Here is a 12,947-nt window from a genome sequence, read left to right as displayed (position 1 = left end):
ATCTCATCCAAAGTAGATTTATGTATCTTAAAATCTTCAGGCAATCCTGCAGCTTTGTTAAAATCACTTCCCATATAGCCATCTTTATCTACACTATAACCATAGGCTGTATTGGTAGAAGTATTACTTATATCTGCTTGTTTATATTTTAGAGTATAAATAGAGTTTTTAAATTCACTTGATATATCATAATTAGGAGAACTTGTTTTACTACTTATACTAAAATTAGTGTTATTGCTAGTATTTGTTGTATTAGTAGAATTTAATACTTCACTTCTTGCTAGAGTTTGTGAATTTGCACTTTGAATTTCATTTAACTTACTAGTATTTTGTTTTAAAAAAGCATTAGCAAAACTTATTTTAGAATTTTCTTTACTTTCTTTATTGGCTTTACTTTGTGAAAGTATAGAATTATAGTTTGAGTTATCATTGATACTAAAGATACTCATATTAATTCCTTGATTTAGATTTTTTTGCCTTCAATCTAAATATATTAAAATAATATAAGCAAAATCTGTTCCGTTTTGGGGTGAAAAGAAAATATTTATCACACCAAAGGCAAGGTAAAATAAAAATTCTTAGGATCGCTTTGAAAACTTAACTCTCCCTTATGAGCGTTTATGATTTCTTTAGAAAGAGACAAGCCAAGCCCATTGCCTTTAAGTTTTGTTGTTTTAAAAGCTTCAAAAACCAATTTCTCATCTTTTATTTCACAACCATTATCATACACTCTGATGCATATTTTTTCATTATCACAACTTGCTAAAATTTTAATCATAGGCTTTTCACATTCGCTTTCTTCTATCGCATCAATAGCATTATAAATCAAATTTTGCAAAACCAAACCAAGAAGAGCTTTATCAGCACAAATCTGCTTATCCAAAAAAGATATTTCAAAGTCTATTTGAGAAGTGAAATTATAAGAGTTAATGGCACTTTCACACTCTTCTTTTAACTCTAAAAGATTAAAATTTAAAGCATTGATGTGCACACCCTTAGTAAAAAGTAAAGTTGAATTTACGATACGCTCTACTCTAGCAATAGCCTTTTGGATTTCAAGAACTATATGCTTATTTTTAAGCTCACTACGAGCAAAAAGAGTTGAAGCAAGTAAAGATATAGATCCAATAGGATTTCTTATCTCATGTGCCAAATGAGCCGCTACACTACCCATACTTGCAAGCCTTTCATTGCGTTTTTCATCGCTAATATCTATAGCTGAAACTATAGTTTTTTCATTATGTGCTATGATTTTTACCGCATAAAACCTACCTTCAAATTCAAGCTCATCACGAATTTTATCCAGACTAATGATACTAAGTAATTTTGGATTTTTCAAGGCTTCTTGATTTTGTAAAATAATATTTTTTTCTTTATCTAAAATCCAAAGTGCACTAGGCAACACCTCTATAATCTCATCAACCATTGCGCGTAAGGAATTATAGTTTTCATTTAAAGTTTTGTATTCATTTTCTATTACATAAGTTTGTTCTATAAGACTTTCTAAGCCTTTTTGTAGGGTTTCTTTTTCATTTGAGTCTAAACTTTTTAAAATACTTTCATTCATTTATCATTCCTCTAATAAAATCTTAAAATCATTCAAATCAAGTAAAAGCAAATTCTGTTCACATATTTTATCAAATTCCTTGCTAAAACCATTTTTTGAGATTATAATGTAATAATTTGGAGCCAAATTTAAAGACTTTGCTTTTGATTTTAAAAGATTTAAAATATTTTTACAAATTTTTTTATTTTTAAATTTAACCTCTCCGACAAAACACAAATTTTCATCTTGATAATAAAGATCAAGTTCTAAATTCTTATCCCAGTAACTTTGCACTCCATTGATATTGAATTTTTTCTCAAGCAATTCTCTAGAAAGCTGTTCAAAACAAAAACTTTGATAAAGTTCAAATTTTTCCTTAATACATTCTAAAACTTCTTTATAACGATTTTGCAAAATAAGCTTTTCATTGGGCTTTAAAAAATAAAAAAAGAAACGAGTAAAATGGCTGCTAAATATAATCTTATCTTGGACAACATAAGATCTTAGTTCTTTTTTGATTTTTTGTCTTTTATCTTTTATTTTTTTAGCTTCCTTACTATACTCAAGTTTTATTATACCTGTTTCTAAAAGATATTTAAGTGTAGATAAAGCTTTAAAATGTTGAATTTTTCTATTGATAGAAAAACGCTTACGATTGTTTTTAGCTAGCAAAGTAAGAGCGTAAGAACTTGTTTCATCCAAGGCAAAATAACTTTTAATTTTTAGATAATCATCAAGCAAAATTCGCTCTATATTTGTAAATATATCGTCTTCAAAATTTAAAATGTTTAATTTTTCAAAACCTTCAAACACACTATAAAAATCAAAAAGCTTGCTTAAAGACAAATTCTTATGCAAATCTACAAAGTTCTTAAATTTTATATTTTTCCTTTTATAAAGCATTTTTATAGTATAATTTTAGCAAATTTTTATAAGGATTGTATTTGCAAATTTCAGATTTAAAAAAAGAATTGATCTTAAAAAAAGGTATTTTGCATTTTGACTTCACAGCAAGTGCTTTAGCTCTAAAATGCGTAGAAAAAGAAATTTCAAAAATTCTCCCAACCTATGCAAATACACATTCTGATAGCTCTTTAAATTCTTTTAAAACTCAACAAACTTACGAACAAGCAAGAAAAGATATAAAAAAAAGTTTATCATTAGATGAAAATTTTGCCCTTATAGCTTGCGGAACAGGATCAAGCAGTGCTATTAAAAAATTTCAAGAATTGATCGGCATTTACATTCCCCCTCTTGTAAAAGAAAGATATTTTACGCAAATCGATAAAAATACCTTACCTTTAGTTATCGTAGGGCCTTATGAGCATCATTCTAATGAACTTTCATTTCGAGAAGGCTTATGTGAATGTATTAGAATTCCCTTAGATAAAAATGGAGAAATTGATTTTGATTTTCTAGAAAAAACTTTACAAAAAAATAAAAAAAGAAAAATAATCGCTAGCTTTTCTTTAGCTTCAAATGTTACTGGGATATTAAGTGATTACAAACGCATTTCTGAAATGGTTCGTAAATTTAAAGGGATAGTTGCTTTTGATGCATCTAGTTTCATTCCCTATAAAAACATATCTTGTCAATACTATGATGCGTTGTTTATAAGTTCTCATAAATTAATCGGTGGTATTGGCGGTTCTGGACTTTTAGCCATCAAAAAAGATCTTTGTGGAAACAAGCCTAGCTTTGCAGCAGGTGGAACTGTGGGCTATGTTTCTCGCACTTCACAATGCTACCTTTGTAATGAAGAAGCTTTAGAAGAAGGAGGAACACCTGGAATTTTACAACTCATTCGCGCTAGCTTAGCTTTTAAAATCAAAGATTCTATAGGGATTAAAAATATAGAAAAAAAAGAAGAAATTTTAAAAGATTATTTTTTTGAAAAACTAAAAACTATACCTAATTTAATTTTATATGCAAAGAATTTAAAAACCCGATTGCCTATTTTTGCTTTCAATATCAAAGGAATTTCTCCTTTTGATATCGCTTACGAACTTAGTAAAAAATACCACATAGAAACACGCGCTGGATGTGCTTGCGCTGGGCCTTATGGTCATGATTTGCTAGGCTTAAAAGACAATCAAAAACTTAAAACAAAACCAGGTTGGTTAAGAATAAGCTTGCATTATACACATGAAAAAGAGGATATTGATTATTTTTTTAATGCTTTAAATAAAACTATAGTAAAATTATCGCATTAAAATATTATAGTTTTATTATTATGTATAAAAATTCTATCTTCAAAAGCCAAATCAAGTGCTTTTGAAAGAACATCTTTTTCTATATTTCTACCTGCTTGTTGCATATCTTGCCAAGTAAATTCATGGTTTACAGGTAAAACAGCTTGAGTGATAATAGGACCTTCATCAAGATTATTATTTACAAAATGTGCCGTAGCTCCAATTATTTTAACCCCTCTTTCAAAGGCTTGTTTATAAGGATTTGCTCCTATAAATGCAGGTAAGAAAGAATGGTGAATATTTATAATCTTACCTTCAAAATGCCTAACAAAATCAGGAGATAAAATTCGCATATATTTTGCCAAAACCAAATAATCAAATTTATATTGTTCAAGACATTTTAAAATCTGATTTTCTTGCTCTTTTCGATCTAAATTTTCAGCGCTGATAAAATGATAAGGAATTTCAAATTTCTCAACTAAATCCTTTAAAGAGTTGTGATTTGAAATCACAGCTTTGATATTTGCTTCAAGTTCGTTACTATAATGCTTTATTAGCAAATCTCCCAAACAATGACTTTCTTTAGTAGCAAAAACAACAATATCTTTTTTTCTCTTCTCGCAAAGCTCTATCAAGGCTTCTTGTCCAAGCATAGCCTCAAGCGTTCCTATAAAAGCTTCTTTATCAAACTCACCTTCTAAAAGAGCACGAAAAAAAAACATTCCTTCGCCTACAAATTCATCGTTTTTTACTATATTGATATGATATTTAAAAATAACATCAGAAATTCTATAAATTAAACCTTTTTGATCTTTGGTGCAAATTTTTAATACAGAAATCATTTAACTAAACCTTTTATATATTCTTTTAATTCATTCTCTCTTGCTTCTTGAAGCTTTAGACCAAGAATTTTACCACAAAATCCAGCATTTATGAAATCTTTTGCTAAAATTTTACTTTCAAACTTATTCTCATAAAGCCCTAATCTTTTAGCTTGCTCAATACGCTTTTTACTCCAAAGTCCAAGCCATTCCTTCAATGGCATTTCAAAAGCAATTTTTGCTAGTTCAAAATCACTTATATCATCAAGATAAAAAGCTTGATTTGCGTATTTTAGGTATTCTTTTTTAAGTTTAGTTCTTTTAAAAAATATATCTTTTTCTAAATTAAAAAAATTCAAATACAAATACAAGAATAAAGCATCGCTTTTTACAAATTCTCTACTTTGTCTGAGTAAATTTTGAAATTCCAAACTCTTAAAAACACTCTCAAAGCCGAAAACCTGTTTCTCTAAGCCAAGTTCTTGTAAATATCTATAGCCGACATCAAGTCTAGGACTTTTAAAGAATTTATAAAGCTCCGCATTGATCCTATCTTTACTAAGATCAGTTATATCCATACTTTGCATCAATTTCAAGCTTTCACTAGTTATCTTAAAGTTAAACCTTGAGGCAAATACTACTGCTCTTAATACCCTTAAACTATCCTCTTGAAAGCTTTGTTTGTCAATATGCCTTAAAAAGCCTGCTCCTAGATCTTTTAATCCTCCGTAAAAATCTAAAAACTCATCGTTAAAAAGATTAATCATCATAGAATTTATGGTAAAATCGCGTCTTTTGGCGCCAAGTTTTTCATCATTGCAAATTTGAACTTCAAAACCTTTATGTCCATAGCTTATTTTGTTTTCGGTTCTAGCAAGAGCTAAATCATAATTTTTAAACTTATACACAAAAAAACTTTTTCCAAAGCCTTGTGCGCCCAATTTTTGCATAATCTTTTCAAAATCTTTAAGTTTTATATCATAAAGCTCTATATCATAGTCACAAATTTTTAAACCTAAAAACAAATCCCTAACACTACCTCCAACCAAATACGCTCGTTTGGTATAAGGCTTTAAAAACTCAGCAATAAACTGTAAATCGGAATTATTTTTTAAGCTTATCTTCGATATTTGCAAGTAAAAACTCTAAAAAATTTATGGTCAAGTTTAACCTATTTTCAAGATCATCTTTTTTTATACTATTTAAACCTTCAAAAAGAACTAAAATTCTCTCTCTAAGATGTTTTAAAAAAATATCCTCATTAAGCGTTTGAACCTCTGTTATAACACTAGGATTTAAAATTTCACTTTGTAAAAAAGGCTCTTCTTTTTTAAACTCTTTATTTTCCTGAGTAGAAATTTCAATATTATTTTGTATTTTTTGCTCTTCTTCAAATTTTGCCATAGAAATTTTATCTTCTAAGTCTTGCGGAGTATCGAGCTCTTCGCATACAAACTCCATAGGCGGTAATTCATCTTTTATTTCAGTTTTTCTATTTAATTCTTGTTCTTTTAAAATTTCATTTTGTCTTCTTTGCTCTTCCATGATAGAGCTAACTTCGCTAATGGTTTTTTTAGCTAAATCTTCCAAATTCATATTTTTATCAACCACCTTTTAAATTCATTAATTTCTTCATCGCTTTTCATATTAATAAAAAAATCCAACATTTGAGTGTTTAAATCTTTATGCTTGGATCTAAAACCACTAAGACGACGAACCGCATCGATAGCGTTTTGGTTATCTGGATCTTCTTTTAAGATATTTTTATAAATTTCTAAAGCTTCGTCTTTTAACCCTTGAGCCTCATAGATAGAAGCTTCAGTGACTGTATTTTTCATCACTGTTTCCTAAAATTTTTCTTTAATTCTAGCAAAAAGCTTTTTAATTTATCTTTAAGAAAATAAGATGTTTTTTAATGTCTATTTTGTTTTAAACAATTTTTCTATATATTCTTTTTTTTCTTTCTCTAAGCTAGAATTTAATTCTTTTTGTTCTTTTTTAACTTGCGCTTTTAAATCTTGATTTTTAAAATACACATAATCAATTCCAAAAATAACACCAATTATAATAAGCAATGGGATTAAAAATACCATCTTTACACTTTAAGAAAATTGATTAAACACACTACCATAGTAGCGAATATTCTCAGCATTTTCATTTTTTTCTATCGTTTCTATTGCGCCACTATTGATTGCTTTTTGGATATCATCATTTAAATCTTGATAAGAAAAAACCATATTAATACTGATAATATTTGGCAATTTCTCAAGCATTTTATAAGAGTTTAACTCATCTTCTAAATTTTCACTTTCAATCACAACTATAATCTTTTCATTTTCACAAAGTTCTACAGAACAAAAAGGAATTTCAGATATAGCCTTTTTTAAATCATTTATATATTCTTCTTTTACTAAAATCAGAACACTAGAAAGATTATTCATCAATACTCCTAAACATTATACTATCACCAAAGCCTGAAATGATAAAATCTTTATTGTTTAAAAAAATAATAAACTCACTCATCAAATTTTCATTATTAAAAGTTTTAACAGGCTTAAAATCACTTGTACTAAAAACTTCACTAACTCCAGCTTCATTATCGCTATAAACAGCCAATTCTCCATTAGGACTTAAAGCGCAAGTATATATCAAAAAATCTTTTTGTAAAAAATTTTGCTCTTCATTTTTTACAACTCCTATACGCCTATCCGTTCCACAACTTAAAATAACATTATTTTTAAAATCTACTTGATAGATATTATCTTTATGCATTTTATCATAGTTTTTTAACATCTTCCAATTTTTCAAATCAAAAAGTTCTACTTCGCCACTCTCAAAACCTGCAACTAGTCTACTCTTATCTTCATTTAAAACTGCATCATTAAGACTAGAATGGGAAAAATTAAATTTTTTTATATTTTTTAAACTTTTATCAATCAATTCTATTTCAGAACCAATAGAAATCAAAAGATAAGTATTTTCATTGATAAAAAATGCTTTTATTATGCTATTTTCTTCGAGCTTTTTGATTTGTAAATTTTCCTTATAAAAACTTAAATTTTTAGCACCAAAATCACCCTCGCTAAGTATTAAAAGTGTATGTTTAAAAACATCAATGTTGTAAATTTTAGCAAAATCATCACCATAATAATTTTTAATCTTTGGCAAAGATAAAAGTTCTTTTAAACTTTTATCTTTAATGTTATATTGTAAAATTTCACCTTTATCAGTGCCTATATATAAGTTTTGCTTATCAAGCTTTAAAGCTGTTATATTGGCATTTAATTTCAGCTCATAAGCATAAGACAAAACACAAAAAAGACTCAAAATAAAAAGAAATTTTTTCATTTATTTACTTTACACCCTCATTAATCACATCAATTAAATTTGAACGACTTTTTAATTGTTCATTTTTAAATTCAGGTTTAAAGCTATTTCCCACTAAAGGTTTTGCATCGCTTTGTGGAACATGACACTGAGTACAATTAAAACGACTATCGCTAATCATATCTCCTGTGGTTTTATTGTGTCTAAAATCATAATAATGACTAGCAGGAAGTGGAGTTGCACCAGCATCTGCTGCTATAGCCTTATCATGGCAGCTTAAGCACATATTGTTATCTTTAGTTATAGGTAACAAATCTTCAATAGCATGCGGAATTAATGGTGGTGCATTTTCATAAGAACGCTCAAAACGAGTAGATTCCCCAGGTTGTAAAGTTGTGAAATTTGCTTCCACTAAATTTACTTTATTTTCATTTTCTAAACTTGCTTTTCTAAGTCCAATTTGTTCCGAACTTACCCCACTATTCATTGCACAAGCGGCAAAAAATACCACTGCAGCACTTCCTAATAAAACCAATTTCTTCTTCATCATTTATTCCTTAAATCAAAAATATTAAAATTCAAAGCATCATCATTACAAACTTCTATACATCTTGCACACCTTATACACTCTCCTGATTTCACGCTAGTACTTTCTTTTCCAACCATCCACAAAACCTGTTTTTCAGGACAAATACGGATACATTCATAACATTTAGTGCATTTATCACTATCATGCTTTATTTTAAGCAAAGCAAAACGAGAAATAAAAGCATAAAAAGCTCCTAGTGGACAAAAATGTGAACAAATTGCCCTAGGGCTTAAAAAAGTATCGATACAAAAAAGTATAAAGGCTACAAAAATCCAAGAACTTGTAGCAAAAATAATCCCTCTATGTATCATTCCTATATAAGAAAAACTTTCAAACACAGGCAATGAAAATACAAAAGAAAGGACTAAAACCAAGACCAACACAAAATAGCGTAAATTTTTAGGTAAAATTAAAAATTTATTATTAAGGGTTAATTTATTTCGCACAAAAGCAGCAAAATCTGTGATTAAATTAACAGGACAAACCCAAGAGCAAAAAACCCTTCCTAAAAGCAAACCATAGATAAAAAATATAATCAAAGCTCCTATTAAAGCCATTAAATCTATACTCCAGCTTGCTAAAATGATTTGCAAAACCGCAAAAGGATCGCTTAAAGGTATGGTATTAAAAAATCTAGAAGAACTTAAATTTCCCTGCAGGATAAAATCTGTAGCTTTAAAACTAAAAAGCGCTAAAATTCCAAGCTGAACGATGCGTCTAGCAATTAAATACTTCATCACAGTTCTCCATCATTTAAATAATTGGTTGCTTTTTTAGCATCAAAATGTTTTGAAGTATCTGCATTTTTTATACGTCCTTCATCTTTTTCATCCCAGCCTTTTACATAATGAGATCCTGCTTTTCCCAATACATACTCCCTTGGCAAAACACGAATGGCTGGTTTTTCAGTAATACAAGCAAGTTCACAAAGCCCACAACCTACACACACTTCATGATCCACACTAGGTAGTAAAAAAGCGTGCTTGGCGGTGCGTTCATTGCGTTTAAGCTCAAGTTTTAAAGCCCTATCTATCAAAGGACAAGCTCTATAACAAGCATCACATTGAATTCCCCAGTGTGCCACACAAGAAGCACTATCAACAATAGCAATACCCATTTTCAAGGATTCTATACCCTGCTCTAAATGCTTTTTATCTAAAGCATCAGTTGGACATTCTCTAATGCAAGGAATATCCTTACAAAGATAACAAGGAATTTCTCTTGCTCTAAAAAAAGGCGTGCCATTTTTTGGACTATCTAACAAGCTAGCGAGCTTTAAAGTATTATAAGGACAGGCTTTTACACAAAGCCCACAACGAATACATTTGCTTAAAAATCTAGCTTCATCTTCAGCCCCAGGAGGACGCAAGGCATAATTATCATCGGCTTTTAAAGTCAAATTAACCAAAAATCCACCTCCTGTACATAAACATGCAGCCTTAAAGGCGCTAACGAAAAATTCTCTTCTACCTTTCATTTAATCAAAACCCTAAATTAAGCCTTATAAATTTTTACAGCACATTTTTTAAAGTCAGTTTGTTTTGAAAGCGGACAAGTCGCATCCAAAGTAACTTTATTGATATATACATTCTCATCAAACCACGGCACATACACAAGTCCTACAGGCGGTTTGTTTCTTCCACGCATATCTACTCTTGCTTTTACTTTACCACGACGAGATTCCACCCAAACCAAATCACCTTGATTTAAGCCTAATTTCTCTCCATCTTTCTCACTCATATAGCAAAGCGCTTCAGGGACAGCACGGTAAAGCTCAGGCACACGCATAGTCATAGTTCCACTATGCCAATGCTCTAAAACCCTTCCTGTTGCAAGCCAGAATGGATACTCTTTGCTTGGTCTTTCAGGTGCTTTCATAAATGGCCTAAAGAAAATTTTAGCCTTATTTTTAATACTGTGCTCTTTTTCATCTTTAGGAGCTATTAAATCTCCATTTGTAAGCATTTTGTTAAAATCACCATAAAAAGCAAAATCTGAATTTGGAGCCGCTTTTTTAGCATAATAATCAAATTTAGTATTAAATCTCCACTGTGTTTCCTTGCCATTAACCACAGGCCATCTTAAACCCCTTACTTTATGATAGGTATCAAAATCCGCTAAATCATGGCCGTGTCCTAAGCCAAATTTACGATATTCTTCCCAAAGGTATTTTTGAACGAAAAAGCCATAGCCTGCAAATTCTTTTCCGTCACTGCCTTGAATTTTTCTCTCATCGCCTTTAACATCAGTATTATCAAAGCCTTTTGCGATAGCATCGTTTGGATTAAAGCTTTTTGCTTCTTTATTGGCAAATAGCACATCAAAAAGTGTATCATCTTCGCTATAACCCATAGCTTTTGCCTCTTCTAAAACGCTTGGCAAGGTAAGTTTATCATCTACTTTTTGTTCTTTCCAAACCTCTTTAAGCTTAAAGCGTTTTGCGAATTCTAAAATTTGCCAAGTATCACTCATGGCAGCACCTACAGGTAAAACTTGTTGTTTCCAATGTTGAGTTCTTCTTTCAGCATTACCATAAGCACCCCATTTTTCATAAATCATAGCACTTGGTAAAATAAGATCAGCTACTTTTGCTGAAATTCCAGGATAACAATCACTTACAACAATAAAATTATCCATTTCTCTTGCTGCTGCGATCCAGTGATTTGCATTTGCAGTGTTTTGCCATGGATTATTCACTTGCACCCATGCAAATTTAATTTTTCCATCTTCTAAATCTCTCATGATATTAAGATAAGGAGAACCTGGTTTTGGGTTGATGGTCTTTGCAGGAACTTTCCAAATTTTTTCAGAAATTTCTCTGTGTTTTGGATTTGCCACAACCATATCCGCAGGTAAACGATGCGAGAAAGTCCCTACTTCCCTAGCCGTTCCGCAAGCACTTGGCTGCCCTGTTAAAGAAAAGGCTCCACTACCTGGTTTAGCTTGCTTTCCTAGTAAAAAATGCACCATATAAGCTTGTTCATTTACCCAAGAACCTCTTGTATGTTGATTAAAGCCCATAGTCCAAAAACTTACGACTTTGCGATTTTTCTCTATGTAAAGATTAGCTAATTCTTGAAGTTTTTTCTTAAAATCTTCCAAAGACTCATTATCATCACCTTTGGCTACCTTTGCAGTGTATTCCAAAGTATAAGGGGCTAAACCTTTTTTAAATTCTTCAAAAGAAATTTCCCAGTTTTTATCAGCCACACCTTGATGTTTCATTTCGAATTTATCACCCGCTTTAACGCCAAGATAAGATAAAGAAGTAGCCTCTTCATCGTCTAAAGTGATTACATTTTCTTTTTCAACTGTATCTTTTTCACTTTCTTTAAATTTTGGATGATTTGGATTATTTCTCATACCATAACCAATATCAGCATAACCAGTTGCAAATACACAGTGATCTTTGATAAATTTCATATCCATAGCCTCTGGATGATTATAAACAATCTCTCTTGCTATGTAGTTCCAAATAGCCAAATCTGTATTTGGTTTAAAAATAATTTCAATATCAGCAATATTTGAAGTACGGTTAGAAAAAGTGCTTAGATTAACAACTTTGACCTTATCAAGATTACTTAGTTTTCTATCACTTACTCTTGACCAAAGGATTGGGTGCATTTCAGCCATATTAGCTCCCCAAGTGATGATAGTATCTGTAAGTTCTATATCATCATAACAGCCTGATGGCTCATCTACACCAAAAGTTTGCATAAAACCAACCACTGCAGAGGCCATACAATGTCTTGCATTTGGATCGATATTGTTTGTTCTAAAACCCGCTTTTGCAAGTTTTAAAGCAGCATAACCTTCTTGGATAGTGTATTGCCCACTACCAAAAATCCCTATACCTGTAACGCCGAGTTCATTGTAGGCTTTTTTAAATTGTTTTTCCATTTCATCAAAAGCTCTTTGCCAAGAAACCTGTTGAAATTTGCCTTTTTTATCAAATTCGCCTTTTTCATTCATGCGAAGCAAAGGCATAACAAGGCGATCTTCACCATACATGATTTTAGCATTAAAATAACCTTTGATGCAATTAAGTCCGCGATTTACGGGTGCTGCAGGATCGCCTTTTGTTGCTACGATTTTGCCATCTTTTCTGGCTATCATAATTCCACAGCCAGTTCCACAAAATCTACAAACAGCCTTATCCCATTTCCAATCTTCTTCTTGCGCGCCAAGCATAGAGCTTGGAACACTAAGTCCTGCAACACTAGCAGCACTTGCAATAGCGGTATTTTTAATAAAATCCCTTCTATTCATCCTTATTCCTCCAAAATAAAAAAATCATCTTATTATAAAAAATGGAGTATAAAAATCTCTTGAAATTTTAATAAAAATAATAATTTTAAAGCTCTATTTTATAGGAGTTTTATTGTCCTTTTTATATTATTCTTACACAAAATAAATATTAAAAATAATCAACTTAAAATAATAAAAAAATGAAGATGTAAAAATTAAGCCCT

At 30.5% G+C, this 12,947-nt stretch carries 14 protein-coding genes and 1 pseudogene; 1 reads left to right on the top strand and 14 read right to left on the bottom strand.

The features are described from left to right. The 3 genes and pseudogenes from AJN70_RS03475 to AJN70_RS03465 all read right to left on the bottom strand — a co-directional run. A pseudogene (locus tag AJN70_RS03475) lies at positions 1 to 449 on the bottom strand (hypothetical protein); the annotation flags it as partial. Between the two features lie 98 nt (positions 450 to 547). Further along, positions 548 to 1,567: a fla regulon two-component system sensor histidine kinase FlgS gene (gene flgS / locus AJN70_RS03470; RefSeq protein ID WP_002881726.1), complete on the bottom strand. Its 1,020-nt coding sequence runs from the start codon at positions 1,565 to 1,567 to the stop codon at positions 548 to 550. A gap of 3 nt (positions 1,568 to 1,570) precedes the next feature. Beyond that, on the bottom strand, positions 1,571 to 2,449 hold the full coding sequence (locus tag AJN70_RS03465; RefSeq protein ID WP_022552276.1) for a DUF234 domain-containing protein: 879 nt from the start codon (positions 2,447 to 2,449) through the stop codon (positions 1,571 to 1,573). 35 nt (positions 2,450 to 2,484) lie between these two features. Between AJN70_RS03465 and AJN70_RS03460 the strand changes: the two genes are divergently transcribed. Continuing rightward, positions 2,485 to 3,759 (top strand): aminotransferase class V-fold PLP-dependent enzyme, encoded by a 1,275-nt coding sequence (locus tag AJN70_RS03460; protein WP_072238684.1) that lies wholly within the window; start codon positions 2,485 to 2,487, stop codon positions 3,757 to 3,759. On the opposite strand, the gene purU is transcribed toward AJN70_RS03460, so the two are convergent. From purU to napA, 11 genes are all read right to left on the bottom strand, one after another. Beyond that, positions 3,756 to 4,580 carry a formyltetrahydrofolate deformylase gene (gene purU / locus AJN70_RS03455; protein ID WP_002866915.1) on the bottom strand — a complete coding sequence of 275 codons (825 nt, stop codon included), beginning with the start codon at positions 4,578 to 4,580 and terminating at the stop codon, positions 3,756 to 3,758. The genes AJN70_RS03460 and purU overlap by 4 nt on opposite strands. Then, positions 4,577 to 5,695 (bottom strand): CCA tRNA nucleotidyltransferase, encoded by a 1,119-nt coding sequence (locus tag AJN70_RS03450; RefSeq protein WP_002893128.1) that lies wholly within the window; start codon positions 5,693 to 5,695, stop codon positions 4,577 to 4,579. Before AJN70_RS03450 ends, purU begins: the two co-directional genes overlap by 4 nt. Further along, on the bottom strand, positions 5,664 to 6,155 hold the full coding sequence (locus tag AJN70_RS03445; RefSeq protein WP_002866913.1) for a CiaD-like domain-containing protein: 492 nt from the start codon (positions 6,153 to 6,155) through the stop codon (positions 5,664 to 5,666). The genes AJN70_RS03450 and AJN70_RS03445 overlap by 32 nt, the downstream gene beginning before the upstream one ends. Further along, positions 6,152 to 6,400, bottom strand: a complete 249-nt coding sequence (locus tag AJN70_RS03440; protein WP_002859818.1) for a tetratricopeptide repeat protein — start codon at positions 6,398 to 6,400, stop codon at positions 6,152 to 6,154. Before AJN70_RS03440 ends, AJN70_RS03445 begins: the two co-directional genes overlap by 4 nt. A gap of 78 nt (positions 6,401 to 6,478) precedes the next feature. Then, positions 6,479 to 6,652: a Sec-independent protein translocase subunit TatA2 gene (gene tatA2, locus AJN70_RS03435; RefSeq protein WP_002859817.1), complete on the bottom strand. Its 174-nt coding sequence runs from the start codon at positions 6,650 to 6,652 to the stop codon at positions 6,479 to 6,481. A gap of 9 nt (positions 6,653 to 6,661) precedes the next feature. Continuing rightward, on the bottom strand, positions 6,662 to 7,000 hold the full coding sequence (locus AJN70_RS03430) for a chaperone NapD (protein ID WP_002866912.1): 339 nt from the start codon (positions 6,998 to 7,000) through the stop codon (positions 6,662 to 6,664). Further along, the gene (locus AJN70_RS03425; RefSeq protein WP_002866911.1) at positions 6,993 to 7,907 is read right to left on the bottom strand and encodes a WD40 repeat domain-containing protein; all 915 of its coding nucleotides are present in this window, start codon (positions 7,905 to 7,907) and stop codon (positions 6,993 to 6,995) included. The genes AJN70_RS03430 and AJN70_RS03425 overlap by 8 nt, the downstream gene beginning before the upstream one ends. Positions 7,908 to 7,911: 4 nt before the next feature. Next, positions 7,912 to 8,436: a nitrate reductase cytochrome c-type subunit gene (locus AJN70_RS03420; protein ID WP_010891887.1), complete on the bottom strand. Its 525-nt coding sequence runs from the start codon at positions 8,434 to 8,436 to the stop codon at positions 7,912 to 7,914. Beyond that, a complete protein-coding gene (gene napH, locus AJN70_RS03415) occupies positions 8,433 to 9,215 on the bottom strand; it encodes a quinol dehydrogenase ferredoxin subunit NapH (RefSeq protein WP_072238685.1) in 783 nt (260 codons plus the stop codon). Before napH ends, AJN70_RS03420 begins: the two co-directional genes overlap by 4 nt. Then, on the bottom strand, positions 9,212 to 9,952 hold the full coding sequence (gene napG / locus AJN70_RS03410) for a ferredoxin-type protein NapG (protein ID WP_070295493.1): 741 nt from the start codon (positions 9,950 to 9,952) through the stop codon (positions 9,212 to 9,214). The genes napH and napG overlap by 4 nt, the downstream gene beginning before the upstream one ends. 17 nt (positions 9,953 to 9,969) lie before the next feature. Further along, positions 9,970 to 12,744 (bottom strand): periplasmic nitrate reductase subunit alpha, encoded by a 2,775-nt coding sequence (gene napA, locus AJN70_RS03405; RefSeq protein WP_044780312.1) that lies wholly within the window; start codon positions 12,742 to 12,744, stop codon positions 9,970 to 9,972. Positions 12,745 to 12,947 lie beyond the last annotated feature (203 nt).

The organism is Campylobacter sp. BCW_4341, from assembly GCF_001764255.1.
GTDB classification, from domain to species: domain Bacteria; phylum Campylobacterota; class Campylobacteria; order Campylobacterales; family Campylobacteraceae; genus Campylobacter_D; species Campylobacter_D jejuni.
Note: the sequence above shows the minus strand (reverse complement) of the source record. Positions and strands in the feature narration are given on the sequence as shown.